The sequence below is a fragment of the Ruegeria sp. SAZA006 genome (assembly GCF_059613465.1).
Genome location: NZ_JBXWSO010000004.1, coordinates 341448 through 366831, shown reverse-complemented (window position 1 = coordinate 366831; position 25384 = coordinate 341448). Strand labels below are relative to the sequence as shown.

Here is a 25384-nt window from a genome sequence, read left to right as displayed (position 1 = left end):
CGATGCTGGGCATGTACGACATGCCCGCTTTGCAACCGGCCAACGATCGCTTTTGGAGTTTGATTCGCGCACATTTGGGCGAAGGTCCGAACCATTTGACCCGCGATCGTGATTTCTGGGACATCTGGCAGGATCCGAGCCTGGTCTTTGCCCAGACCTGCGGTATGCCTTATCGCACGCGCCTGCACGGCAAGGTGCACCTGGTTGGCACTCCAGATTATGAACTGCCGGGCTGTCCGCCGGGACACTACTGCTCGGTTTTCGTGGCCCGCGCCGATGACGCGCGCGATCTGCCTGAACTGGCAGCGGGCATTTTTGCCTATAACGAGGCGCTGTCCCAATCGGGCTGGGCCGCGCCGGTCACGCATCTGTCCGAACTGGGCCTTGCTCCGGCGCGCCGGCTGGAAACCGGCGGACACGCTCTGTCGGCGCAGGCGGTGGCCGACGGCCAAGCCGATTTTGCGGCGCTGGACGCACTTACATGGGTGCTGTTGCAAGAGCATACCGATCTGGGCAAGCGTTTGCGCCCGGTGGAAAGCACGCGCCCCACCCCGGCGTTGCCCTACATCACTGCGATCACGCGCGATCCGGCCCCGGTCGCAGCCGCGGTTCGCGCCGCGATCTCAGACCTTTCCCCGGCTGATCGCGCAGCGCTGCACATCCGCGGGTTGATCGACATCGCAGCCGATCTCTACCTGGCCGTTCCCAACCCGCCATCGCCTGCGGCGTTGCTGCCCGAAAGCTGACCAATTTGACCACTGACCGTGGCCGAATCGGAGGTTTCAGGACTTGAACTTGTCATTTGCGCATTGCATTGCTCTTGTTTTTCGGCCCTAGTACCGCACCAACGCAATCAACAAGACCAGGACGACCCGTGACAGACAGCACTCCCGTCATCGAGATCAAGAACCTGCACAAAAGCTTTGGCAATCTCGAAGTCCTCAAAGGAGTGGACATCACCGCCCATCGCGGCGACGTGGTGTCGCTGATCGGATCATCCGGGTCGGGCAAATCCACCCTGCTGCGCTGCTGCAACCTGCTGGAAGACAGCCAGGAGGGCGAAATCCTGTTCAAGGGCGAGCCGGTGCGCTGGACCGGAACTCGCGATCACCGCCGCCCCGCCGATCCAAAGCAGGTGCTGCGCATCCGTACCAACCTGTCGATGGTGTTCCAGCAGTTCAACCTTTGGGCCCACATGACCATCTTACAGAACGTGATGGAGGCCCCGATTACCGTGCTGGGCCGTGACCGGCACGAGGTCGAGGACAGCGCCCGCAAATACCTGGACAAGGTTGGCATCGGCGACAAATGCGACGCCTATCCGGCACAGTTGTCGGGCGGCCAGCAACAGCGCGCCGCGATCGCGCGGGGCCTGTGCATGGAGCCCGAGGCGCTGCTGTTCGACGAGCCGACCTCGGCGCTCGATCCCGAGCTGGAACAGGAAGTGATCAAGGTGATCAAGGATCTGGCCGCCGAAGGCCGCACCATGATCATCGTCACGCACGACATGCAGATGGCGGCCGACATCTCAAGCCACGTGGTGTTTCTGCACCAGGGCCTGATTGAAGAAGAAGGCTCGCCCGAAGATATTTTCACTGCTGCCGAATCCGAAAGGCTTCGGGGCTTTCTCTCCGCCACAAAGGCGGCGTAAAATCAGGACAGAACCAAACAGGGGAGTTACCAATGAAAAACCTGATTCTGACCACTGCAGCGCTGGCGCTTGGCGCTGGTATGGCCATGGCCGACACGGTCCGCATGGGCACCGAGGGCGCCTATCCTCCGTACAACTTCATCAACGACGCCGGCGAGATCGACGGCTTCGAGCGTGAGGTCGGCGACGAGCTGTGCAAACGCGCCCAGCTGGAATGCGAATGGGTCAAGAACGACTGGGATTCGATCATTCCGAACCTGGTCTCGGGCAACTACGACACCATCATCGCGGGCATGTCGATCACGGCCGAGCGTGATGAGGTCATCGACTTCACCCAGGACTACTATCCGCCGACCGCTTCGGCCTATGTCGCAACCTCGGCTGATGCTGACGTGACCGGCGGCGTCGTCGCCGCACAGACCGCCACCATCCAGGCTGGCCACGTGGCCGAGTCGGGCGCAACTCTGGTTGAATTCGCAACGCCCGAGGAAACCATCGCCGCCGTGCGCAACGGTGAGGCTGATGCCGTTCTGGCCGACCGCGACTACCTGGTGCCGCTGGTCGAGGAATCGAATGGCGAACTGGTCTTTGTCGGCGATCCGGTCCCGCTGGGCGGTGGCGTCGGCATGGGCCTGCGCGAAAGCGATGCCGAACTGCGCGGCAAGTTCGATGCCGCCATCACCTCGATGAAAGAGGACGGCACCCTGAACGAGATGCTGAAAAAGTGGTTTGGTGAAGACACCGCCACCTACGCACCTGACGGCTCGGTCGTCACCAACTAAGCATCCGGTCCTGCGGTTCGGCGCCACGCGCGCCGAACCCATCCCGGCCCCAAGCCGGACCCGACGTTCGAAAGACGCCCCATGTTTTCCTACTGCGCTGATCCCGACACGCTCGGAACGTTCCGCTGGTTTTCATGCTATCTGACCAACGGCGTGCACTGGTCGTTCTACCTGTCGTTCATCAAGGTCCTGGCCTTGCTGGCGGTGACGGCCCCGGTGGCGTTGGCTTTCGGCTTTGCGGGGGCAATGGCGGCGCGGTCGCATATCCCGCCGCTGGGCTGGCTGGGCAAGGGCTATATCGCCATCGTGCGCGGCGTGCCTGACATTGCGTTTTTCCTGTTCTTCGTGATCGCCCTGGACCAAGGGTTCGAGTGGATGCGGCATCAGGTGCTGTGTCCCGACTGGACCGATCCGATCCGTCAGGGCAACGACTTCCTCGTCTGCCCCGCCGCCAAGCTGCCGTTGGGCACCGCACCGGAATGGGTGCACGAAACCTACGGCTTTTTCCTGGCGGTCATCACTTTCTCGATCGTGTTCGGCGCCTTCGCCGCCAACGTGCTGTTCGGCGGTATGCGCGCCGTGCCGCTGGCGCAGCTTGAAACCGCCGAGGCCTATGGAATGACCCGCCGCCAGACCTTCTGGCGCATTCTCGTGCCGCAGATGTGGGTCTATGCCCTGCCCGGTCTGTCGAACCTGTGGATGGTACTGATCAAGGCCACGCCCCTGCTGTTCCTGCTGGGGGTCGAGGACATCGTCTATTGGGCGCGCGAACTGGGCGGCACCAAGACGTCGAAATTCACCGCCTATCCGCATGGCGACTGGCGCATGTGGTACTTCCTGTTTCTGCTGGTCTTCTACCTGGGCATGACCCGCATTTCCGAGATCGGCCTCGAACGGCTGATGCGCCGCCTGTCGCATGGCCAGGCCACATCGGGCGGAGAGTTGCTGCGCAAGGAGACCACCGCATGAGCTGCCTGCAGACCATCCAGGACTACGGCCTGCGTTCGATCGGGTTTGGTGAGCGCCTGCTGCCGCGCAGCGATTTCACCCTGTGCGAACAGTTCACCCTGATCGGTTCGGGGATGATCTGGAACATCTATTTCGGCGTGATGGCGCTGGCCACCGGGTTCTTCCTGGCCACGGCCGTGGCCCTGGGCAAGGCGTCCAGCCGCAAGTGGCTGCGCAAACCGTCCGAGTGGTTCATCTTCATCTTCCGCGGCTCACCACTGTTCATCCAGTTCTTCTTTGCGTACTTCCTGTTCCTGTCGCTCAAGAAGACCTACCCGATGTTCGACGCCTTCACCTCGGCCTGGCTGGGGGCGCTGATCGTGCTGTTCCTGAACACCGCCGCCTATTCGGGCGAGATCTTCTATGGCGCGCTGCGGTCGATCCCCAAGGGAGATATCGAGGCCGCCGATGCCTATGGCATGTCCGGCTGGTCCCGCTTCCGCCGGATCGTGTGGCCCACCATGCTGCGGTTGGCCTGGCCCGCCTACACGAACGAGGCGATTTTCCTGTTCCATGCCACCACGCTGGTCTTCTTCTCGGCCTTCCCGGCCTGGCAGCAACGCGGGGACGCGCTGTACTATGCCAGCTATTTCGCCGACAAGACGTTCAACCCGTTCGTCCCCTACCCGATCCTGGCGTTCTATTTCATCCTGCTGACGCTGGTGATCGTGGGCGTGTTCGGCCTGATCAACAAGCGGCTGAACCGGCACCTGCCGGTGGCGCGCAAGGCCAAGATGCGGTTCCGCCTGAACCTGGCGCGCTGAGGCGCCGGGGTTCAGGCCATCCGCAACCGGCCCAGCATCGGGCAGTCCATCGACCCTTCGGCGCAATTTGCCGTCAGCTCGCCCAGGGCGGCCTCCAGCCTTTGCAGCTCGGCGATCTTGCGGCGGACGCTCTCCATGTGGCGTTGGGCCAATGCGCTGACCTCGGCACAATCGGCCGCGCCGCCCTCGGACAGGTCCAGCAGGGCCTTTGCATCGCCCAGCGAAAACCCCAGGTCACGGCAGCGTTTCAGAAACCGCAACCGCCCCACATCCTGCGCGGAATACAGCCGCCGATTGTTGGCCGCCCGCGCCGGGCGCGGCACGATGCCTTCACGCTCGTAGTACCGGATGGTCTCGATCCCTACGCCGCTTTGACGGGCCGCTTCGCCGATCGCAATCATGTAACCTCGTTTCGCTTGATCCTGTAGTGGCTACAGGATTTATACCTATGCCCACACGCTGCGGCAATGCTGCGGCCCCTGAATAACGGAGGAACAAGATGCGCGGATTTCTCGGCCTCAGCTTTGCCGGATCCCTGTCGGCCCTGGGTGTGGGCGCATGCTGCGTGCTACCGATGACGATGATGTTGCTGGGCCTTGGCGGCAGTTGGCTGGCTGTCTTTGGCCAGATCGCGGCGCTCAGCTACTATGTTCTGGCGGCCTCGACGGCACTGGTCGCAGTGGCGTGGCTGGTGGCCTATCGGCGCAACTCCGTACGCCATCTGAAATGGGGCTTGGCGGCCAGCACCGCGATGACCGCCCTCGCCTGGGTCGTCGTGTTCAACGAGGCCCGCATCAACGAATTTCTGATCCAACAGATGTGAGACCATGACAGACACGCCCGTAACGCTTGAAAGCACCCTGACCTGCCCCGCCTGCGGCCACGCCCAGACCGAGACCATGCCCACCGACGCCTGCCAATGGTTCTATGAATGCAGTGCCTGCCACACAGTACTGAAACCAAAGCCGGGCGATTGCTGTGTCTATTGCTCGTACGGAACCGTGGCCTGCCCGCCCATTCAGCAGGGGAACAGCTGCTGCGGATAATTTGATCAAATATCGTGACAACACCCAAAAGCTCGACTAGGTTTGCCGCAACATACCGACGGAGCCCCAGATGGACCTTGCCGCCCTGCATACATTTCGCGTCGCCGCCTGTGACCTGAACGGCCAGATGCGCGGCAAGCGCGTGCCACCGTCCTACGCCGACAAGCTGGACAGCGGCGCGGTGCGCATGCCGTTTTCGGCGCTCAACGTCGATCTGTGGGGCGCTGATATCGAGGGCAGCCCACTGGTGTTCGAAACCGGCGACGCCGATGGCGTGCTGCGTCCGACCGAGCGCGGCCCGGTGCCGATGCCCTGGCTGACCACACCCACGGCGCTGGTGCCGATGTGCCTGTATGACGATCACGGTAAACCCTTTGCCGGCGATCCCCGCCATGCGCTGGCCGCGGTCCTGTCGCGCTATGCCCAGCGCGGATGGAAAGTTGTTGCCGCGACCGAACTAGAATTCACCCTGCTTGATTCCGCGGACGCGCAACCAAAGCCCCCGCATAACCCGGTTACCGGTCGTCGGCTGCGCGGCGAGGCGGTGTTATCGATGGCCGAAATGGACGCCTTCGACGCCTTCTTCACCGAGCTCTATGACGGGTGCGCTGAAATGGGGATTCCCGCCCAGACGGCAATTTCCGAAAGCGGCATCGGCCAGTTCGAGATCAACCTGAACCATCAGGACGCCATGCGCTGCGCCGATGATACGTGGCTTTTCAAGGCATTGACCCGTGGGCTGGCCCGCAAGCACGGCTTTACCGCAACCTTCATGGCCAAACCCTATGCTGATGATGCGGGGAACGGGATGCATGTGCATTTCTCGGTGCTGGATGGCCAGGGCCGCAACGTCTTTGACAATGGCGGGCGTGAAGGGACCGAAATCCTGCGCTCTGCCGTCGCCGGATGTCTGGCCGCCATGCCCGGCAGCACCCTGATCTTTGCTCCGCATGGCAATTCGTACACGCGGCTCGTACCCGGAGCCCATGCCCCCACAGGCGCGGCCTGGGCCTATGAAAACCGGACCGCCGCAATCCGCATTCCGGGCGGTGCGCCCGCCGCCCGCCGGATCGAGCACCGCGTGGCCGGCGGCGACATCAACCCCTATCTGATGCTGGCCGCGGTTCTGGGCGCGGCTCTGATCGGCATCGAGGACGGCCTGCAGCCCCCCGCCCCGATCACCGGCAATGCCTACGAGATCGAAGGGCTTCCGCAATTGGCGGGGGACTGGGATTCGGCCATTTCGGCATTCGAGACGGACCCGATCATCGCGCGCATCTTCTCCGGGGATCTGATCCGAAACATGGTGATGACCAAAAGGCAGGAATCCGCACGCTTTGCCGACATGGACCCCGACAGTCACTGGCTGAGCTATCTGGAGTCCGTATGATCCTCTTGCCCGTGGATCGAGACTCGGGTAGATTGAATTTGATCAAATTTGGTGACTCATGAAAATCGGCATACTGCAGACCGGCCACGCGCCCGAACCGCTGGAACGATCGTTCGGCGACTACGACCTGATGTTTCAACAGCTTCTGGACGGCAACGATTTCGAGTTCGTGACCTATGCGGTGGTGGATGATGTGTTCCCCGACAGCGCAAGCGACTGCGATGGATGGGTGATCACCGGCTCGCGTCATGGCGCCTACGAAGATCATCCGTGGATCCCCAAGCTCGAGCAATTGATCCGCGAGATCCAAGCGGCACGGAAACCGTTGATCGGGGTCTGTTTCGGCCACCAGATCATCGCTCAGGCGTTGGGCGGCAAGGTTGAAAAGTTCGACAAGGGTTGGGCGATCGGACGCACGGAGTATGACTATGACGGGCGCAAGGTTTCGTTGAACGCATGGCACCAGGATCAGGTGACGGCCTTGCCCGACGGCGCCCAGCTATTGGGCAGCAACGCGTTCTGCAAGAACGCGATGGTTGCCTACGGGGACACGATCTGGACGGTGCAGGCACATCCCGAATACTCCAACGATTTCATTCAGGGCCTCATGGAGACACGTGGTAAAGGCGTGGTACCCGACGCCCTGATGGACGACGCAAAAACCCGATGGAACGCTCCGGATGACAACGCCAATATCGGGCGTTTCATGGCAGAGTTCCTGAAGAAAGAGAGGGCCTGATGGCCGACTGGACAGACCAACTTCCACAAGCAGCACGGGATTACATCGAAGGGCACCGGCTGGACGAGGTCGAGTGCATCATCTCGGACCTGCCGGGGATTGCCCGCGGCAAGGCGGTTCCGGCATCGAAATTCGCCAAGCAGGCCTATTTCCATCTACCCGACAGCATCTTCTACCAGACCATCACTGGTGACTGGGGTGAGGCCGCGGGCGAGGATGGGTTCATCGAACGCGATATGATCCTCAAGCCCGATTTCAGCACGGCCTCGGCGGCACCGTGGACCGGTGACTGGACCCTTCAGGTGATCCATGACGCCTACGACCGGGACGGCGATCCGATTCCGTTCAGCCCGCGCAACGTGCTGAAACGCGTGGTCCAGCTGTACAAGGACAAAGGGTGGAAACCGGTTGTCGCGCCCGAGATGGAATTCTTTCTGGTCGCCCGCAACGTGGACCCGGCCAAGGGGATCGAGCCGATGATGGGCCGCTCGGGCCGTCCGGCTGCCGCGCGGCAGGCCTATTCCATGACCGCCGTGGATGAATTCGGCCCCGTGATCGACGACATCTATGATTTCGCCGAAGCGCAAGGTTTCGAGATCGACGGCATCACCCAGGAAGGCGGCGCCGGTCAGCTTGAAATCAACCTGCGCCATGGCGATCCGGTCAAGCTGGCTGACGAGGTGTTCTATTTCAAACGCCTGATCCGCGAGGCCGCGCTGCGTCACAACTGCTTTGCCACCTTCATGGCCAAGCCGATCGAGGACGAGCCGGGATCGGCCATGCACATCCATCATTCGATCATCGACATGGAGACGGGCAAGAACCTGTTCTCGGGGCCTCAGGGCGGCGAGACGGACGCGTTCTACAACTTCATCGCCGGCCTGCAGCTGCACCTGCCCGCCGGGCTGGCGGTGATGGCGCCCTACGTCAACTCGTACCGGCGCTACGTCAAGGACCACGCCGCCCCGATCAACCTGGAATGGGCGCGCGACAACCGCACCACCGGGATCCGCGTGCCACTGTCAGGCCCCGACAGCCGCCGGGTGGAAAACCGCATCGCCGGTATGGATTGCAACCCCTATCTGGGCATCGCCGTGTCGCTGGCCTGCGGCTATCTTGGTCTGGTCAATCAGGACCGGCCGCGCCGTCAGTTCTATGGCGACGCTTACGAAGGTGACGGCGACATCCCGCAGGTCATGGGCAACGCGCTGGATCTGTTCGACGAGGCCGACGCCTTGCATCAGGTTCTGGGCCCCGAGTTCGCCCGCGTCTACAGCATCGTCAAACGCGCCGAGTACGAGGAATTCCTGCAGGTGATTTCGCCGTGGGAGCGTGAACACCTGCTGCTGAACGTCTGAGCCATATGCGCCATGAACCTGCTGTACAGCAATGACAAACGCGGCACCTACCCGCCCAGCTGGTATGCCGCCACCGCGCACCCGCAAACCCCGACCGAACCGCTGCGCGGCGATGTCACCGCCGACGTGTGTGTCGTGGGTGGAGGGTATACGGGTCTGTCGACTGCGCTGCATCTGGCCGAGGCTGGGTTCAAGGTCGTCCTGCTTGAGGCGCATCGCGTGGGTTTCGGCGCCTCGGGGCGCAACGGCGGGCAACTGGGCAGCGCCCAGCGCATGGATCAGGAGGACCTGGAAAAGCTGGTCGGGCGCGACGACGCGGCCAAGCTCTGGGATCTGGCGGAAGACGCCAAGACACTGGTCAAATCGCTGATCGAACGCCACGGCATCGATTGCGACCTGAAACCGGGCATCGCCACGCTGGGCTTCAGCGACGGCGAACGCGCCGAATTGCACGCCCACGCCAAGCACCTGAAATCCGTCTATGGCTATGACCAGATCGAGCTTCTGGATGCCGAAGCCGGGCGCGCGCTTTGTCCCTCGCCGGCCTATGCGGGCGGCTATCTGGACAGGGGCGCGGCCCATCTGCACCCGTTGAACTATGCGCTGGGTCTGGCCGAGGCCGCCTTGGCCGCCGGTCTGACGCTGCACGAAAACACCGAAGTACTGGGCATCGAAGAAGGCCCGCGCGTCACCGTTCGCACCGAACAGGGTTCGGTCACGGCCGACCATCTGGTTCTGGCCTGCAATGGCTATCTGGGCAACCTGAACCGCAAGGTCGCGGCGCGGGTCATGCCGATCAACAATTTCATCGCCGCGACCGAGCCGCTGGGCGCCGAGGCCGCAAAGGTTCTGACGCAGGACGTGGCGGTTGCCGACACGAAATTCGTGGTGAACTATTTCCGCCTCAGCGCCGATGGGCGGCTGTTGTTCGGCGGTGGCGAGAGCTATGGCTATCGTTTTCCGTCCGACATCGCCACCAAGGTCCGCAAACCGATGACCGAGATCTTTCCGCATCTGCGCGACGTGCGGATCGACTATGCCTGGGGCGGCACGCTGGCCATCACCATGCGGCGAATGCCCTACCTGACACGCCTGGCACCGAACATCCTGTCGGCCTCGGGCTATTCCGGTCATGGGGTCGGCACTGCAACCCATGCCGGACAGTTGATGGCGCTGGCCATCCAGGGTCAGGCCGAAGGGTTCGACACGATGGCCCGCGTGCCCACTCTGCCCTTTCCTGGAGGCTCAGCCCTGCGCAACCCTCTGCTGGTGTTGGCAATGACATGGTATGCCATGCGTGATCGGCTGGGCCTTTGACCCGAGACTTGTGACGGTTCGGTGAAATTTCGCCCAACAGGCGAATGAAGACTTGGTTTGCTCAGCTTTTCATTTTATCTTTTCCAAACATAGAATTTGGGATTATCAAATATGACGCTGCCACCCAACGTCCATGACGCCGAACCCATCCCTACCGCCGCCAAAGACGCGATCGAGTCTCTGATGCAATCCGGGGACCTGTTCCGCTATACCGCGCCGCAGGACGCGCCGGTTGCTTTGCTTGAGGCGGAGTTCGCCGAGTTGCTGGGCAGCAAATACGCTCTGGCGGTGTCGTCCTGTTCGGCGGCTCTGTTCCTGTCGCTCAAGGCGCTGGGGCTGCCGCGGGACGCGAGGGTGCTGATCCCGGGCTTTACTTTTGCGGCGGTGCCTTCGTCGGTGGTGCATGCCGACTGCGTTCCGGTCCTGTGTGAGGTGGGCGACAATTACCGCATCGACATTGACGATTTCGCGACCAAGCTCGACGGCGTTCAGGCGGTGATCATCAGCCACATGCGCGGCCATACCTCGGACATGGATGCGATCATGGCGCTGTGCGACGCGCACGACATCCCGGTGATCGAGGACGCGGCCCATTCGCTGGGCACCACCTGGCATGGCCGCAACATCGGCACCATCGGCAAGGTGGGCTGTTTCTCGTTCCAGTCCTACAAGATGATCAACGCGGGTGAAGGGGGCATCCTTGTCACCGACGACCCCGACCTGGTCGCCCGCGCTGTGATCATGTCGGGCGCCTACGAGCACAACTGGAAGAAACACAAAGGCCCGCACGGCCAGAATACACCTGATCTGGAGCAAGCTTTTGCGCGATGGCAGAACAAGCTGCCGCTTTACAATCTGCGTATGAGCAACCTCAGCGCTGCGGTGATCCGCCCCCAACTGCCTGAACTGGCGCGGCGGGTGCGCGACGGGCTGGCCAACCACGATTATGTCGCGCAGCGCCTGAACAGCTCACCGCACATCCACGTACCCGACCCGCTGACACCGGAACGACGTGCGCCGGACTCGATCCAGTTCAACCTGGTCGATCTAAACAAAGACCAGATCAAGGCATTTGCCGCCGCCTCCGAGGGCCGTGGCGTCAAGGTGCAGGTCTTTGGTCTGAGCGAGGACAACGCCCGCGCCTTCTGGAACTGGCAGTTTCTGCCAGAGCAGGTCGAGCTGCCTCGAACGCGCGCAATGCTGATGTCGGCCTGTGACGTGCGCCTGCCGGTGCGCCTGACCCGCGCGGAACTGGATGTAATCGCTGACATCATCCTGGCCTCGGTCGGCGAGGTTACCGCGCCCGAAGTGGCCTTCGGCACCTGACCCCAACGCCAGAAAGAAAAGGCCCGGATTGTCCGGGCCTATCTGGTATCAACTGAGCTTGGAAAGCTTCTGCTGCAACTCGGCCAGTTGTTTCTTGATGTCGTCCAGGTCTTCTTTGGACTCGGACTTGCCTTCTTCGTCCTTGTCCGGCCCGGACCAATTGCCCGACAGCCCGCCTGTCATGGCCTTCAGGAACGCCTGCTGCTGCGCCTGCATTGCTTCGAACCCGGGCATGCTGCTCATGGGGTTCATCGCACTCATGTTTTCCATCATCTTGGCCTGGCTTTCGCGCAGCATCTCAAAGCTGGATTGCAGGAATTGCGGCATCATGCCCCCGCCCGGCACCATGTAGCTGCGCACAAGGTCATTCAGCACGTTCACAGGCAGAACGTTTTCACCCCGGCTTTCATGTTCGGCAATGATTTGAAGCAGATACTGTCGTGTCAGGTCGTCGCCGGTTTTCAGGTCGATGATCTGAACCTCGCGCCCGTCGCGGATGAACCCAGCGATGTCCTCGAGCGTGACGTAGTCGCTGGTCTCGGTGTTATACAGCCTACGGCTTGCATACCGCTTGATCAGCAGAGGTTTATCTTTGTCCGACACCGTTTACCCTCCCCAAGGATGATGCGTTGCAGCAGAGGTTATGCGACTGCAGAACAAAAAGAAAGGGCAGGCCAATGGACCTGCCCTTAGCGATTGCACCAATTTGGGAGGGATGGGTGCGTTTCGCGGATCTTGCTTACTTGGCAGCCGTTGCTTTCTTGGCAGCAGCGGTCACTTCGTTGGTGGCTTTCTTGACGGCCGCGGTGGTTTCTTCCGCAGCTTCTTTGCCAGCAGCCATCAGCAGTTCGACGGTTTCCGACTGAACTTTCTTGGCGATTTCAGCGAAAGCAGCCATGTTTTCGGCAGCAACTTCAGCCGAAGCGCTTGCGAAATCGGTCATCGCCTTCGCATAATCGGCCGGCTCGGCCTTTGCTTTCGACATCTCGGCCAGCTTGGCCAGGGTGTCCTTGGTCCACTTGCTCGAGATCTCGGCCGACTTCTCGGCGGCTTCCAGCGCAACGCCGGACAGTTTCTCGTTCAGGGTCGCGGTCGATTTGAACGCGTTTTCCATTGCGGTGGTGTCCACCGGGAACGCACCCATCATTTCTTTCAGGGTCGCGGTGAAGTCTTGGGTCTTTGCCATTGTCCTAATCCTTTCAGCCGGTCCGGGCCCACCCCGGGTTTCATCAGCTTGAGGACAATATGATTGCTGCGGCGCAGCATTTCAAGATTTTTGTTGCTGCGGCGCAGAATTTTTTAGTTTCAATGTGAAATCAAGACTTTGGTTTGGCGACTACATAGGTTCCCGGCGCCTGAGCCAACGGTGGATGGCTCGAATCACCGGGTTCGCGCGCCGGAACCTGCTTGCCAGACCGTTTCTTCAACCAGGCCTCCCAGCGGGGCCACCAGGAGCCTTCGTGGAAGCTTGCCTCTTTCATCCAGGTGTCGGCATCCGCGTTGAGATCGGTGTTGGTATAGTGACCGTATTTCTTTTTGGTGGGCGGATTGACGATGCCTGCAATATGCCCCGATTCCGAAACGATGAAGGTTTTGCTGCGTGATCCCATTTTCTGCACGCCGCGATAGCAGTCTTTCCAAGCGGCGATATGATCCGTCTCGCAAGTGATCGACATCAACGGCACATCCACGTCGCGGACATGCAGCTTGTGGCCCATCAATTCGAACCCGTCCGAAGCGAACTCGTTGCGCTGACACAAGCCACGTAGATACTGCACAGCCATTTTCGCGGGCAGGTTCGCGCCGTCCCCGTTCCAGTACAAAAGGTCAAAGGCGGGTGGCGTCTCGCCCAGCATATAGCTGCGGATCGCCGGTCCATAAACCAGGTCGCGAGACCGAAGGAACGACATCGTGCGCGCCATGATCCAGGACCGCAGCACACCCTCCTTGTTCACCTCTTCCTCGATCCCGTCGATGAAATCACTCTGCAGGAACGGGGTAAACTCGCCCTGATCCGAAAAATCGGTCAGCGCCGTGAAGAACGTGGCGGATTTGATTGACTTGTCACCGCGCTGTTTCAAAAGAGACAGAGTGAGGCTCAAGGTCGTGCCGGCAATACAATACCCGACCGCATTGACCTGTTTGACCTTGCAGATCTTCTTGGCCTCTTCGACCGCCGCCAGGAATCCGTCCTGAACGTAGTCTTCCATTCCCGTTTCGGCATAGCTGTCATCCGGATTGACCCAGCTGACGACGAACAAGGTATAGCCCTGATCGGTGATCCACTTGATCAGACTGTTCTGTGCCTTCAGATCCAGGATGTAGAACTTGTTGATCCAGGGCGGGAACAGAACGACGGGGGTTTCATACACCGTCTCGGTCGCAGGACTGTACTGGATCAGTTCCATCATTCGATTTCGATAGACGACTTCGCCGGGCGTTGTGGCCAGGTTGCCGCCCACCTTGAACGCGTTTTCATCCGCCAGCTTGACGATCAACTCGCCATCATTCGCTTCGAGATCGGCAACAAGATTCTCCAGCCCTTGGATCAGCGACTGGCCATCGGTTTCGATCGCCTTCTGCAGAGCGTCGGGGTTGGTCGGCAGGAAATTCGTCGGCGACATCATGTCGACAATCTGCTGCGAGAAGTATTTCAGCCGCCGCTTGTCCTTGGCGTCCAAGTCCTCGACCGACTCCACTGCGTTCGCGATGGCTTCGGCATTGGTCAGGTATTGCTGTCGGACGAGACGGAAATAGGGGTTCGTGTCCCACAGCGGGTTCGAGAAGCGTTTGTCCTTGGTCGGAGCCTCTTCCGCTTCGCCTTCGCCGGCCAGCAGGGCCTGCTGCGCCGCAGCAAAATTCAAGACGGACTTGCCCCAGTATTCCAGCTGTTGTTCCAACAACTTGGCCGGGTTCTGCAGGGCCTCAGCCCAATAAGCTGTTGCTGCTTTTGCAAAAAGTTCCTGATTCGGGCCGTCCAGCGCGGGAGTATGAGCTTTTTTCGACGCCATCACCTCGATCAGCCGCTTGGACAGATCTTCGACTTTCAGCATATTTTCCTTAAGGCGTTCAACGTGTTCGTCGCTTAAGTCGGGCATGTGGCCTTCACTTGTTGTCATTTTAACAAATCCCCCCTAACCTCGCTGCTGTGCAGAATATCGTCGTGGGCACCGGGGGGCAAAGCGACGAATGGTCCGAACTCTCAGGCTGACATTTAGGAGGCCATTCCCGTGCGTTACATGATGACCTACGACCTGATGGAAACCATGCGCAACACCAACCAATGGCTTGGTGCAACCGCAAGCGCGATGGCGTCCTACCCCCAGTTTTCCATGATCCCCAACCCGGCATTCAACTGGATGGCCGCGTGGGGCGAAGTAACCGAACGCACGTTTCAACGCATGGTCGTGAAACCCGATTGGGGTATCCGGACGTTTACCTGCGAAGACGGCAAAGATCATCTGGTAGATGTCACCTCCGTGCTTGAACGCCCGTTTGGCGATCTGGTCCACTTTCGCGTGAATGGCCGCAAAGAGCAACCGCGCAAGGTGCTGTTGGTTGCGCCGATGTCCGGACACTACGCCACCCTGCTGCGCTCGACCGTGAAGAGCCTGCTGGTCAATTGCGAAGTCTACGTGACCGATTGGCATAACGCGCGCGACATCCCGGTGTCCGAAGGCAAGTTCGATGTCGAGGACTACACCCTGTACCTTGTCGATTTCATGAAGGAGCTTGGGCCGGACACGCATGTCGTCGCTGTCTGCCAGCCCGCGCCCCTGACCCTTGCGGCGACGGCGTATCTTGCCGAAACCGACCCCAAGGCGCAGCCCAGCACGCTGACGCTGATCGGTGGCCCGGTTGACCCTGATGCAACCCCGACCGAAGTCACCGATTTCGGCCGCCGCGTGACCATGGGCCAGCTTGAGGAAACGATGATCCAGCGGGTGGGCTTCAAATACAAGGGCGTGGGACGCATGGTTTATCCCGGGCTTCTTCAATTGGCTTCCTTCATGTCGATGAATGCCGAGCGCCATGGCAAGGCGTTCACCGACCAGATCCAGCGCGTCATGCGGGGTGAGGCGTCGGATCATGACGCCCACAACCGTTTCTACGATGAATATCTGGCCGTGATGGACATGACGGCAGAGTTCTACCTCTCGACGGTCGAGCGGGTGTTCAAGAACCGTGAGATCGCCCGGAATGAGTTCATCGTGGATGGACATAAGGTGGACATCGGCAAGATCACGGATGTGGCGGTCAAAACGGTCGAAGGCGCCAATGACGACATCTCGGCCCCTGGTCAGTGTATCGCGGCGCTGGACTTGTGCACCGGCCTGCCCGACAGCAAAAAGGCCAGCCATGTCGAACCCGGCGCGGGCCACTACGGTATCTTCGCCGGACGCAGTTGGCGTGACAATATCCGCCCGCTGGTCATAGACTTCATGAACGAAAACAGCCGCAAACCGCGCCGCCGTGCTGCCAACAGCAACAAAGTTGCTTGATGTCCGCAAACCCGGCCCCCGCCCTTCCGTTCGCCTGCAACTGCGGCGAGCTTAGCGGCGAGATCACGGCCAAGGGGGTGTCCAGCGGCACCCATGTCGTCTGTTTCTGCCCAGATTGCCGCGCCGGACAACTGTATTTCGGTCAACCTGACCCCGCACCCGGGCCGGTCGACATTTTTCAGATGTCGCCCGAATATATCCGCATCACCAAAGGCGCCGAGAACCTGGCCGTGATGCGGCTGGGCCCCAAAGGTCTGTTTCGATGGTACGCTAAATGCTGCAACGCGCCTGTGGCGACCACCACCAGCAGCATGAAATTCCCCTTTGCTGGTTTTGATGTCGCCAGGTTTTCCGATCCATCCCCTCTGGGGCCGGTGAAAACCCGCGCCCATGTTCCGCAGGCGAATGGGAAATGGAAGCACGAGAATGTGGCTCCTGCTGTTCTCGGCATGATCCGCAGAGTCATTTCGGCGCGCCTTTCCGGTCGTTGGAAGCAAACTCCGTTCTTCGACATCGCAACAGGCAAGCCGGTTGTGGTTCCGCATGTCATCACCCTTGAAGAACGCAAGGCGCTGTACGACTAGAAAACTCGCACGGGTATGTTCAACCAATCGGACAGCGCGTCCGTGGTTTCAACCGGCGCCTCAAGCGTTGGAAGATGCCCCGCCATGTCCACCACATGCAAGGCGGCCCCGGGGATCAACTCGGCCATGAAACTGTGTTTTCTGACCGGCGTCAAAGTGTCGTGTGCCCCGCACAGAACCAAGGTCGGCACCTTTATCCTCCGCAGGGTGCCCTGCTGATCCGGGCGGCGCTGCAGAGCGCGCATTTGGCGCACGAACAGTTCCGGCCCCAGCTCCAGCGCCATTTCCAGCATGTGGTTCAATATCGGAATCCGCTGCGGTCCGGGGGCCAGAGTGTCCGAGCCCAGAACCTTGCGCATGACATCCTCAAGACGGCCAGCCTGCGCCGCAACGATCAGCTCTTCGCGGTCGGCTGCGATCTGGGGGGTATCGGCCTGCGCATCCGTCGCCATGAGGCAAAGGCGGGTCACGCGTTCCGGGGCGCGGCGCACCAGTTCCAGCGCGACAATGCCCCCCATGCTCAGACCAGCCAACGCAAAGCGGTGCGGCAACTGGTCCAAAAGCGCCGAGACAATCTCCTCGATCCGATCACCGCCGCCGATCGGCGCGACCATTACCGGCCGGGTCTGAGACAGCCGGGTTGTCTGCGGCTGAAACAGCCGAGCATCGCACATCAATCCTGGCAACAAGACCAGCGGCTCGATCACGCAGGGCCTCCTTGTACTGGCCGATCGGCTCGGCCGTTTTGTTGATCAGGATGAGAGTTTCGGCGTAGACGGGCAAGAAAAACTTTAGGGATAGCGGATTGCGCGAAATTCGGGAAAGTCCGCATAGCGCCGACGGCGTTCGCTCAGGGTCTCATCCGGATCGGCACCGGCCCGGAGCAGGCTGCCACGCGGCGCAATGTAGCTGTCGATCCGGCGCAGCGGGGTGGGCCGCCACACCAGGTTGAAGGCGCAAAGTTTGGGAAAGAACCAGATCTCGGAATAATCCAGATGATCGTGCATCCACCAGGCCAGATCGCGCCAGTCCCGGCCTTGTGCGTAACGGTCGGCAAACCATGGGATCACGATCGAGGCTCCGGCAATTCGCGCCTCGCCTGTGCCGCGGTCCCAGATGTGGCATTCAAGGGGATGATCGTTGCGCGCGCAGTTCAACTTGTTCTCGTTTCCAAACCGGTTCAGCGAGGGTGACCGGTATCCAGACCGGACGGCAACGCGTCCGAATGTTTCCTCCAACGGATCCAGAAGGGTTTCGCAGAATGCACGGCCGGTTTCGATGGCCAGATCCGGGTTGTCCGGCAGGTTCTGTTTTTCGTGAAAGTTCCCGATCTCGGAATACAGGAAATCGCGCATGAAGAAATGGCGCGACAGACGCACGCGGCCGAGGGTCTCGAGGCTCCACATGCTGCCTGGTCTGCGCATATTCAGTACCCGTTCCAGCGAAAGGCCCCATCCGGCGCAAGGGCCGAGTGCGGGTTGAACGCAACTTCCCAGATCGTACCATCCGGTGCCCGAAAGTGCCCATGGTGCCCGCCCCAGAACACGTCCGAGGCTGGCTTCAGGATTTCGGCCCCCGCTGCCTCGGCAGCTTGCAACAGTTCAGCGACACCCTCCTTGGATCGGCAATTGTGGCTGAGCGTCATCGCGCCGCGACCCAGGGTTTCAACGCCAACCCCGATTTCTTCGGCCAGCGCGGTCAATGGGTACAGGCCCAGCGTCTGGCCGATCAGGTCAAAAACGATCACCCCGTCCGGGCTGTCGGTGCGGCGCCAGCCCAGCGCCTCATAAAAGCGGGCTGCGGCTTCGGGATCTTCGGCCCCGATCGTGATCAGGCTGACGCGTTGCTCCATCACTCTACCCCCAAACCGTTCAGCCATTGCAGAATACCCGCCACCGTCGCATCGGTCTGCCCCGGCGACATCAGCCGTCCGGCAATGACGTGCGATTGCGGGTCGTCACCCGGCCCCATGGTTACGGTCTGAACGGTCGCAGGTGCCCCCCAGTCTTCTGCAACTTTGTGAGTCAGGTCGGGCCGAACCACCTGATCGTCATCCGAGAACCAGAACAGAGCCGGCACCAGTGCGCCCGAAAAATCCAGCGCGTAGACGGTATCGACCAGAACAGACATCGGAACCACAGCCTCCCACGGATAAGAGGACGACCAGTACAGGTTCTTTTCCGGATCAGGGCCCGACACGTCGCGGGTTTCCCCCATCAGCAACGGCAGCCAGCTGCGCGCCCAAGGCAGTGATGGTATCCAGGATCCGGCCGCCTGCACCCCGAAATTGGGCGAGATGAACACCATCCCGACCACGTCCTTGCTCAGCTCGGGGTCCAGCGCCGCGGCTGCCGCCAGGGTTCCCCCGGTCGAGGTCGAGATCACGATAACCTTGTCGCCCACCGCGCGGGCGGCGGCCAGACCTTCGGCCATGTCCCGCATCCAGCCCGAGGCCGTCCCCTCGGCCATCGCATCCGACCCGCGCCCGTGCCCTTGCAGGCGCGTATAGACCAGATTGGCCCCCAGCGCGTCGGCGATCCTGTCGGGCACCGGGCGGATTTCCTCGGACGAGGCCGAAAACCCGTGCACATAAAGCACCGAATAAGGCGTGCGCCGTTCCTTGAATCCGTCCTGCCAGATGACCCGCTTTTCGACACCCGGCACGATATCGTCATAGGCGGACTCGATGCTTTCGAAATAGACCTGAACCCCCTCGCCGAACTTGCGCGGATCGAACCGCGGGTGCAGATCTACCTCTTCGCGCGGGCCGAACCAGTAGATCAGCCCGCCGACCACCACCAACGCCAGCAAGGCCCGCCCGAGAAACCGCCCCAGCCGCCGCATCAGTTTGTCCCCATCACGTCGCGAACCGCATCCTCGATCAGCCCCAGGCACGGCCCGTCCGAGAACCGGTGATCCGCATCCTTGACCAGCAACAGCCGCATGTCCGGACCGCTGGCATGGTCGAGCAGCCGTACAGCGGTGTCGACCGAAACCGCCGTATCCGCCGTGCCTTGCAGAAACCGTACCGGGAACGGCAGGTTCAACGGCGACCGCAACACCAGCCGCGTCCGGCCATCCTCGATCATCCGCTTGGTGATGATGTAGGGCTCCATGTAGTCCGAGGGCAGTTCAACATGCCCGACCGTCTCCAGCGCCTGTTTCTGTTCGTCGGTGAAGGAGGCCCAATAGCCGTCCTCGGTGAAATCCGGCGCCGCGGCGATGGTGACCATCCCCGCGATCTGCTCGGGCATAGCCCGCGCCAGCAACAGCGCCTGCCACCCGCCCATGGATGAGCCCACCACGATCAGCGGTCCATCGGTCAGCGCTGAAACCGCCGCAACCGTGTCCTCGTGCCAATCCCCGATGCAGCCTTCCTCGAACCGGCCGGAGCTTTCGCCATGCCCGGAATAGTCGAACCGCAAGTAGGCCTGCCCACGCGCCCGCGCCCAGTCCTCGAGATGCACCGCCTTGGTGCCCTCCATATCCGACTTCAAGCCGCCCAGAAAAACGACCGTAGGCCCTGTCCCTTCGCTCTTATGATAGGCCAGCCGCCGCCCCTGCGGCGTTTCCAGAAATGTCGTCGCTGCCATGAAATCCTCACATGCTTTTCCAGCATCATGCACGCGCCGCGCCCAAGTGCAATTCCCGCCCCTCCGTCATCTGGAGGCAGATATCCCGCGGCACGCCAGGAGCAGAGCCCTCTGCCCGCCAACGCTTGACACGGACACCACCAACTGCCAAACGGACCCGACACCATAACCCGCAACCGGGCGTTCAGTGGGCGCCAAACCGACGAGGAGAGCCAGACCATGGCCTTGGATTCAAAATCCGTCTCTCTTACCTTCCCCGATGGCAATTCCCGATCTTACGCAGCAGGCGTTACGCCGGCCGAGGTCGCTGCCGACATCTCCACCTCGCTGGCGAAAAAGGCCATCTCGGCCACCGTCAACGGCCAGCACTGGGACCTGCAGTGGCCCATCGAACAGGATGCCGAAATCGCTCTCCATACGATGAAGGACGAGGCCCAGGCCAACGAACTGATCCGCCACGACTTTGCCCACGTGATGGCCCGCGCGGTGCAGGAAATCTGGCCCGACACCAAGGTCACCATCGGCCCGGTCATCGAAAACGGCTGGTATTACGACTTTGACCGCGCAGAGCCGTTCACGCCCGAAGATCTCGGCCTCATCGAAAAAAAGATGAAAGAGATCATCAACAAGCGCGATCCCGTTACCACCGAGATCTGGGACCGCGAGCGTGCCATCGCGTTCTACAAGGCCAACAACGAGCCCTACAAGGTCGAGCTGATCGAGGCGATCCCGGGTGACGAGCCGGTGCGCATGTATTGGCACGGCCACTGGCAGGACCTGTGCCGCGGTCCGCACCTGCAGCATACCGGCCAACTGCCCGGTGACGCCTTCAAGCTGATGTCGATCGCCGGCGCCTACTGGCGCGGCGACAGCAACCGCCCGATGCTGCAACGCATCTACGGCGTGGCCTTCACCGGCAAGGAAAAGCTGAAGGCGCACCTGCACATGCTGGAAGAGGCCGCCAAGCGCGACCACCGCAAGCTGGGCCGCGAAATGGACCTGTTCCACATGCAGGAAGAGGCCCCGGGCCAGATCTTCTGGCACCCCAACGGCTGGACCATTTACACCCAGCTTCAAGACTATATGCGGCGTGCCCAGCACCGCGGCGGCTATGTTGAGGTCAACACCCCGCAGGTGGTCGACCGCAAGCTGTGGGAACGTTCGGGCCACTGGGACAAGTACCAGGAAAACATGTTCATCGTCGAAGTTGACGAGGAACACGCCCGCGAAAAGGCCGTGAACGCGCTCAAGCCGATGAACTGTCCCTGCCACGTGGAAATCTTCAAGCAGGGCCTGAAATCCTATCGCGACCTGCCGCTGCGCATGGCCGAGTTCGGATCCTGCGCGCGCTACGAACCCTCGGGCGCGCTGCATGGCATCATGCGGGTCCGCGGTTTTGCCCAGGACGACGCGCACATCTTCTCGACCGAGGACCAGATCGGCGACGAATGCGCCCGCTTCATCGGGTTTCTGACTGATGTCTACAAAGATCTGGGTTTTGACAGTTTCAAGGTCAAATTCTCGGACCGCCCCGAACAGCGCGCCGGCTCGGACGAGGTTTGGGACAAGGCCGAAGAGGCCCTGCTGACCGCCACACGCGCAGCTGGGGTCGAGCCGGAACTGAACCCCGGTGAAGGCGCCTTCTATGGGCCGAAACTGGAATTTGTGCTGACCGACGCGATCGGGCGTGACTGGCAATGCGGCACCTTCCAGGTGGATTTCGTCCTGCCCGAACGGCTGGACGCCACCTATATCGGCGCCGATGGGGCCAAACACCGTCCGGTGATGCTGCATCGCGCCTGCCTGGGATCGTTCGAACGGTTCATCGGCATCCTGATCGAAGAACACGCCGGCAAGCTGCCCTTCTGGCTGGCGCCGCGCCAGGTCGTCGTGGCCTCGATCACCTCCGAGGCCGATGACTATGTTCTGGAAGTGGTCGAGACGCTCAAGGCCGCCGGTGTCCGGGCCGAGGCTGACATCCGCAACGAGAAGATCAACTACAAGGTCCGCGAACATTCGGTCGGCAAGGTGCCAGTGATCCTGGCGGTGGGCCACCGCGAGGTCGAAGAGCGCACAGTCAGCGTCCGCCGCCTGGGCGAGAAGCAGACCCAGGTCCAGCCGCTCGACGCTGTAACAAAAGAGCTGGCGCACGCGGCTACGCCCCCCGATCTTCTGTAACAATCGGCACAGTCTTGCCGCCAATCCGGCCCCCAGCACGGGGCCGGATTGAAACAATTCTGGATTTCCTAATTTATTACAGTGTGTTAACTTGCAAGGGGCGTTAACGCTCCCTGACACAGCCGTGAGACACGGGCTCGTGAATTCAACAGAGCAGTGTCAGCCGTTACCTTTGTCACTGTCACAAGCAGACATACGCAATCACGAAAAGGATTACCTGAGATGTCGAACACCGCCAAAACCCTCGTAATCGCAAGCGCCGTTGCCGCAGCCGTTGCGGGCTCTGCAACCACCGCCGCCGCTCAGGCCAAAGAAAAATGCTATGGCGTGTCGCTGGCAGGCCAGAACGACTGCGCCGCCGGACCGGGCACCACATGTGCCGGCACCTCGACCGTGGATTACCAAGGCAACGCCTGGACGTTGGTCGATGCGGGCACCTGCGCCGACATCGAGCTGCCCAAATCCGCGGACGGAACGCCCCGCAAAGGCTCGCTTGAGCCGCTGGAACGCGATCTGCCGGCATAAGGCACGGGAAGGAATGTCAGGGGCGGGCTAAACCAAACAGCCCGCCCTGTTTCTTGCTGAGAAGGATCACGCGATGTTGGATGACGCCCGCAGAATGCAACGGCTGCCCGCCGCGCCCGGGGTCGGCTACAAGCCGCAGCACTATACCGAGATCCTTGACCAGCCCGGCCCGGTCGGCTGGCTGGAAATTCACGCCGAAAACTACATGGGCGACGGCGGTCGCCCCCTGGCGCAGCTGCGCCACCTGTCCGAACGGTTTCCCATTTCGGTGCACGGCGTGGGCCTGTCCATCGGTGGCGAAGGCCCGCTAGACGCCGAGCACCTGGCCCGCCTGAAGCATCTTGTGGGCTGGCTGAACCCGGCCAGCTTTTCGGAGCATCTGGCATGGTCCACCCATGACAGCCAGTTCCTGAACGATCTGCTGCCCCTGCCCTATACCGACGCCACACTGACCCGCATCTGCGATCATATCGATCAGGTACAGGAGACGGTGGGCCGGCAGATGCTGCTGGAAAACCCTTCCAGCTATCTCGCTTTTGCTGAAAGCACGTGGTCTGAACCCGACTTCTTGCGCGAGATCACGCGTCGGACTGGATGTGGCCTGCTGCTGGACGTCAACAACGTGTTCGTCTCGGCCACCAATCTGAACTACAGCCCGCAGGCCTATATCGACGCCTACTCTCTGGACCAGGTTGGTGAGATCCACCTTGGCGGCCATGACGAGGATCAGGACGATCACGGCCAACCCCTGCTCATCGACAGCCACGGCCGCGCCGTCGTCGATCCGGTCTGGGCGTTGCTGGATTATGTGCTCGACCAGTCAGGCCCCAAACCCGTGCTGATCGAATGGGACAACGACGTGCCCGACTGGCCCACCTTGCGCTCCGAGGCCGAACGCGCGCAATCCGCGCTGGACCGGATCCCGGCATGAGCGTTTCGCAATCAGAGTTCCGGGCGGCCGTGCTGGACCCGGCGGCGCCTGTGCCCGAAGGCCTACTGGACGACCAGGCCCGTCCCGCCGGACGCCGCTTCAGCGTCTATCGCAACAACGTGGCCGTGTCGCTGACCGAAGCCATGCATCAGGCATTTCCGGTCATCACCAAGCTGCTGGGTTCGCAGAACATGGACGGTCTGGCCGGAATCTATCTGCGTCAGCACCCGCCTAGCTCTCCGCTGATGATGTTCTATGGCGAGAGCTTCCCCGAATTCCTCGCCGACACCGAGCAACTGGCGCATCTTGGCTATCTGCCCGACGTGGCGCGGCTGGAACTGGCCTTGCGCCGGTCCTACCACGCCGCCGACAGCCAACCGATCACGCCCGACGCGCTGGCCGCCCTGCCGCCCGAAGACCTGATGCAGGCGCGGCTGGGCTTTGCCCCAACCATGCAGCTGATCCGGTCCGACTGGCCCATCCACGCCATCTGGCGGTTCAACACCGAAGATGGCGCGCCAAAGCCCCAGCCCGGCGCGCAGGACGTGCTGATCACGCGCCCCGAATTCGACCCCGCGCCGCGTTTGCTGCCCGAGGGCGGGTTCGACTGGATCACCGCCATGCAGGCCGGCCGGACCATCGGTCAGGCCTTCGAGGCAACCACCACCCGGACGCCCGAGTTCGACCTGGGCGCCACCCTGGCACTGCTGCTGCAGGGCAGTGCAATTACTTCAGTGACTATCGAAAGGCCGGAAACATGACTGCCCTGATCTCTATGCACAATTCCGTTCTCGGAAAGCTGGACCACGCCTCGAACTGGCTGACACCGACCGTGGCGCGGCTGACTTTCATAGCGGTTCTTCTGGTCTATTACTGGAACTCGGCCATGACCAAGCTGGGCAGCGGGTTTTTCGGGTTCCTGTTCCCCTCGGACGGGGCCTATGTGCAGATCTTCCCCAAGGCCATGGAGGCCGTCGGCTACGACAGCTCGCAGCTAGGGTTCTTTACCTGGCCCGTTGCCGTCGCCGGAACCTGGGCCGAGTTCATCCTGCCTGCATTGCTTCTGGTGGGGCTGCTGACCCGCCTTGCCGCCCTGGGCATGATCGGGTTCGTCTGGGTCCAGACCTTCACCGATGTCACCGGGCACGGGGTCAAGCTGGGCGGTCTGTTCGACAACACCATAACCCTGATGGATCAGCGGGTTATGTGGACCTTCCTGTTCGTGGTGATCGTGATCAACGGCGCGGGCCCGCTCTCGCTCGACCGGGTTCTACGCCTGAAATGATCTAGAAATGCGCTTTGGGTTCGTCCGGCTTGCCCGCGGCGATCCCAAGCAGCCCCGCAACGCCGGCGAAGGCAATCGGGAACATGGTGAACACGCCGAAGCCAAAGGCGTAGTACATCCCCGCCGCGGAAATCAGCAACAACACACCGGCCAACAGAGCACGCGCATGCGCCATGGCACCCCCGGCAATCGCCAGCAACGGCGCCAGAAGCGATGCCGTCTTGATAAGCTGGGGGTTGTCCACCTGTTCTGCGAGCCCCTCGATCTCGCCGTAACGATCCACAAGCTCGACAAACCCGTACCCAAAAAAACCGACGATCATTCCGACCAGACCGGCAATGACACCCAATATCATCGCTGCGTTTCGCATGAAGTATTCCTGATTGTTGCGCCGGTTCAGATAGT

Annotated in this window: 29 protein-coding genes; 19 read left to right on the top strand and 10 right to left on the bottom strand. The window is 61.5% G+C overall.

Annotated elements, in window-relative coordinates; translation table 11 throughout:
• Positions 1 to 2 precede the first annotated feature (2 nt).
• The 5 genes from AC2FNZ_RS04510 to AC2FNZ_RS04490 all read left to right on the top strand — a co-directional run bounded on the left by AC2FNZ_RS04510 (position 3) and on the right by AC2FNZ_RS04490 (position 4205).
• Entirely contained in the window at positions 3 to 746 is a 744-nt protein-coding gene (locus AC2FNZ_RS04510; protein WP_496839914.1) for a phosphate/phosphite/phosphonate ABC transporter substrate-binding protein, read from the top strand.
• Between the two features lie 128 nt (positions 747 to 874).
• Positions 875 to 1651 carry an ABC transporter ATP-binding protein gene (locus tag AC2FNZ_RS04505; RefSeq protein ID WP_093962540.1) on the top strand — a complete coding sequence of 259 codons (777 nt, stop codon included), beginning with the start codon at positions 875 to 877 and terminating at the stop codon, positions 1649 to 1651.
• A 32-nt stretch (positions 1652 to 1683) separates the two neighbouring features.
• On the top strand, positions 1684 to 2433 hold the full coding sequence (locus AC2FNZ_RS04500; RefSeq protein ID WP_093962541.1) for a transporter substrate-binding domain-containing protein: 750 nt from the start codon (positions 1684 to 1686) through the stop codon (positions 2431 to 2433).
• An 81-nt stretch (positions 2434 to 2514) separates the two neighbouring features.
• Positions 2515 to 3402 (top strand): ABC transporter permease, encoded by an 888-nt coding sequence (locus AC2FNZ_RS04495; RefSeq protein WP_496839675.1) that lies wholly within the window; start codon positions 2515 to 2517, stop codon positions 3400 to 3402.
• The gene (locus AC2FNZ_RS04490; protein ID WP_170358529.1) at positions 3399 to 4205 is read left to right on the top strand and encodes an ABC transporter permease; all 807 of its coding nucleotides are present in this window, start codon (positions 3399 to 3401) and stop codon (positions 4203 to 4205) included. Before AC2FNZ_RS04495 ends, AC2FNZ_RS04490 begins: the two co-directional genes overlap by 4 nt.
• Positions 4206 to 4216: 11 nt before the next feature.
• On the opposite strand, the gene AC2FNZ_RS04485 is transcribed toward AC2FNZ_RS04490, so the two are convergent.
• Positions 4217 to 4606, bottom strand: a complete 390-nt coding sequence (locus AC2FNZ_RS04485; protein ID WP_496839674.1) for a MerR family transcriptional regulator — start codon at positions 4604 to 4606, stop codon at positions 4217 to 4219.
• A gap of 98 nt (positions 4607 to 4704) precedes the next feature.
• Between AC2FNZ_RS04485 and AC2FNZ_RS04480 the strand changes: the two genes are divergently transcribed.
• From AC2FNZ_RS04480 to AC2FNZ_RS04450, 7 genes are all read left to right on the top strand, one after another.
• Entirely contained in the window at positions 4705 to 5028 is a 324-nt protein-coding gene (locus AC2FNZ_RS04480; RefSeq protein WP_496839673.1) for a hypothetical protein, read from the top strand.
• A 4-nt stretch (positions 5029 to 5032) separates the two neighbouring features.
• Positions 5033 to 5251 carry a GDCCVxC domain-containing (seleno)protein gene (locus AC2FNZ_RS04475; RefSeq protein ID WP_496839672.1) on the top strand — a complete coding sequence of 73 codons (219 nt, stop codon included), beginning with the start codon at positions 5033 to 5035 and terminating at the stop codon, positions 5249 to 5251.
• A 70-nt stretch (positions 5252 to 5321) separates the two neighbouring features.
• The gene (locus AC2FNZ_RS04470; protein ID WP_496839671.1) at positions 5322 to 6641 is read left to right on the top strand and encodes a glutamine synthetase family protein; all 1320 of its coding nucleotides are present in this window, start codon (positions 5322 to 5324) and stop codon (positions 6639 to 6641) included.
• 58 nt (positions 6642 to 6699) lie between these two features.
• Entirely contained in the window at positions 6700 to 7380 is a 681-nt protein-coding gene (locus AC2FNZ_RS04465) for a type 1 glutamine amidotransferase (RefSeq protein WP_170337836.1), read from the top strand.
• On the top strand, positions 7380 to 8738 hold the full coding sequence (locus tag AC2FNZ_RS04460) for a glutamine synthetase family protein (protein WP_005982147.1): 1359 nt from the start codon (positions 7380 to 7382) through the stop codon (positions 8736 to 8738). Before AC2FNZ_RS04465 ends, AC2FNZ_RS04460 begins: the two co-directional genes overlap by 1 nt.
• A 12-nt stretch (positions 8739 to 8750) precedes the next feature.
• On the top strand, positions 8751 to 10055 hold the full coding sequence (locus AC2FNZ_RS04455; RefSeq protein ID WP_496839670.1) for an NAD(P)/FAD-dependent oxidoreductase: 1305 nt from the start codon (positions 8751 to 8753) through the stop codon (positions 10053 to 10055).
• A gap of 111 nt (positions 10056 to 10166) precedes the next feature.
• The gene (locus AC2FNZ_RS04450; protein ID WP_170458553.1) at positions 10167 to 11381 is read left to right on the top strand and encodes a DegT/DnrJ/EryC1/StrS family aminotransferase; all 1215 of its coding nucleotides are present in this window, start codon (positions 10167 to 10169) and stop codon (positions 11379 to 11381) included.
• Positions 11382 to 11429: 48 nt separating this feature from the next.
• On the opposite strand, the gene phaR is transcribed toward AC2FNZ_RS04450, so the two are convergent.
• The 3 genes from phaR to AC2FNZ_RS04435 all read right to left on the bottom strand — a co-directional run bounded on the left by phaR (position 11430) and on the right by AC2FNZ_RS04435 (position 14500).
• A complete protein-coding gene (gene phaR, locus AC2FNZ_RS04445; RefSeq protein WP_170337829.1) occupies positions 11430 to 11984 on the bottom strand; it encodes a polyhydroxyalkanoate synthesis repressor PhaR in 555 nt (184 codons plus the stop codon).
• A 136-nt stretch (positions 11985 to 12120) separates the two neighbouring features.
• Positions 12121 to 12567 (bottom strand): phasin family protein, encoded by a 447-nt coding sequence (locus AC2FNZ_RS04440; protein ID WP_005982142.1) that lies wholly within the window; start codon positions 12565 to 12567, stop codon positions 12121 to 12123.
• 130 nt (positions 12568 to 12697) lie between these two features.
• The gene (locus AC2FNZ_RS04435) at positions 12698 to 14500 is read right to left on the bottom strand and encodes a PHA/PHB synthase family protein (RefSeq protein ID WP_496839669.1); all 1803 of its coding nucleotides are present in this window, start codon (positions 14498 to 14500) and stop codon (positions 12698 to 12700) included.
• Positions 14501 to 14611: 111 nt separating this feature from the next.
• On the opposite strand from AC2FNZ_RS04435, the gene phaZ reads away from it, so the two are divergent.
• Both phaZ and AC2FNZ_RS04425 read left to right on the top strand, forming a co-directional pair.
• On the top strand, positions 14612 to 15883 hold the full coding sequence (gene phaZ / locus AC2FNZ_RS04430; RefSeq protein ID WP_093962553.1) for a polyhydroxyalkanoate depolymerase: 1272 nt from the start codon (positions 14612 to 14614) through the stop codon (positions 15881 to 15883).
• On the top strand, positions 15883 to 16467 hold the full coding sequence (locus tag AC2FNZ_RS04425) for a DUF6151 family protein (protein ID WP_496839667.1): 585 nt from the start codon (positions 15883 to 15885) through the stop codon (positions 16465 to 16467). Before phaZ ends, AC2FNZ_RS04425 begins: the two co-directional genes overlap by 1 nt.
• On the opposite strand, the gene AC2FNZ_RS04420 is transcribed toward AC2FNZ_RS04425, so the two are convergent.
• The 5 genes from AC2FNZ_RS04420 to AC2FNZ_RS04400 all read right to left on the bottom strand — a co-directional run bounded on the left by AC2FNZ_RS04420 (position 16464) and on the right by AC2FNZ_RS04400 (position 20060).
• Positions 16464 to 17174 carry an alpha/beta fold hydrolase gene (locus AC2FNZ_RS04420; RefSeq protein WP_496839666.1) on the bottom strand — a complete coding sequence of 237 codons (711 nt, stop codon included), beginning with the start codon at positions 17172 to 17174 and terminating at the stop codon, positions 16464 to 16466. The genes AC2FNZ_RS04425 and AC2FNZ_RS04420 overlap by 4 nt on opposite strands.
• Before the next feature lie 84 nt (positions 17175 to 17258).
• Positions 17259 to 17873, bottom strand: a complete 615-nt coding sequence (locus AC2FNZ_RS04415; RefSeq protein WP_170370989.1) for a hypothetical protein — start codon at positions 17871 to 17873, stop codon at positions 17259 to 17261.
• 20 nt (positions 17874 to 17893) lie between these two features.
• Complete coding sequence (locus AC2FNZ_RS04410) at positions 17894 to 18319, bottom strand: VOC family protein (protein ID WP_496839664.1); 426 nt, start codon at positions 18317 to 18319, stop codon at positions 17894 to 17896.
• A complete protein-coding gene (locus tag AC2FNZ_RS04405; RefSeq protein ID WP_496839662.1) occupies positions 18319 to 19311 on the bottom strand; it encodes an alpha/beta hydrolase in 993 nt (330 codons plus the stop codon). Before AC2FNZ_RS04405 ends, AC2FNZ_RS04410 begins: the two co-directional genes overlap by 1 nt.
• Positions 19311 to 20060: an alpha/beta fold hydrolase gene (locus AC2FNZ_RS04400; protein ID WP_496839661.1), complete on the bottom strand. Its 750-nt coding sequence runs from the start codon at positions 20058 to 20060 to the stop codon at positions 19311 to 19313. The genes AC2FNZ_RS04405 and AC2FNZ_RS04400 overlap by 1 nt, the downstream gene beginning before the upstream one ends.
• Positions 20061 to 20279: 219 nt before the next feature.
• On the opposite strand from AC2FNZ_RS04400, the gene thrS reads away from it, so the two are divergent.
• From thrS to AC2FNZ_RS04375, 5 genes are all read left to right on the top strand, one after another.
• Complete coding sequence (gene thrS / locus AC2FNZ_RS04395; protein WP_093962560.1) at positions 20280 to 22238, top strand: threonine--tRNA ligase; 1959 nt, start codon at positions 20280 to 20282, stop codon at positions 22236 to 22238.
• 222 nt (positions 22239 to 22460) lie between these two features.
• Entirely contained in the window at positions 22461 to 22763 is a 303-nt protein-coding gene (locus tag AC2FNZ_RS04390) for a BufA1 family periplasmic bufferin-type metallophore (protein WP_005982123.1), read from the top strand.
• A gap of 73 nt (positions 22764 to 22836) precedes the next feature.
• On the top strand, positions 22837 to 23694 hold the full coding sequence (gene bufB / locus AC2FNZ_RS04385; protein ID WP_496839660.1) for an MNIO family bufferin maturase: 858 nt from the start codon (positions 22837 to 22839) through the stop codon (positions 23692 to 23694).
• Entirely contained in the window at positions 23691 to 24455 is a 765-nt protein-coding gene (locus tag AC2FNZ_RS04380; RefSeq protein ID WP_496839659.1) for an HvfC/BufC family peptide modification chaperone, read from the top strand. Before bufB ends, AC2FNZ_RS04380 begins: the two co-directional genes overlap by 4 nt.
• Entirely contained in the window at positions 24452 to 24979 is a 528-nt protein-coding gene (locus tag AC2FNZ_RS04375) for a DoxX family membrane protein (RefSeq protein WP_093962563.1), read from the top strand. The genes AC2FNZ_RS04380 and AC2FNZ_RS04375 overlap by 4 nt, the downstream gene beginning before the upstream one ends.
• 1 nt (position 24980) lies before the next feature.
• On the opposite strand, the gene AC2FNZ_RS04370 is transcribed toward AC2FNZ_RS04375, so the two are convergent.
• Positions 24981 to 25349, bottom strand: coding sequence for a hypothetical protein (locus AC2FNZ_RS04370; RefSeq protein ID WP_170337812.1), 369 nt, complete (start codon positions 25347 to 25349; stop codon positions 24981 to 24983).
• Between the last annotated feature and the right edge of the window lie 35 nt (positions 25350 to 25384).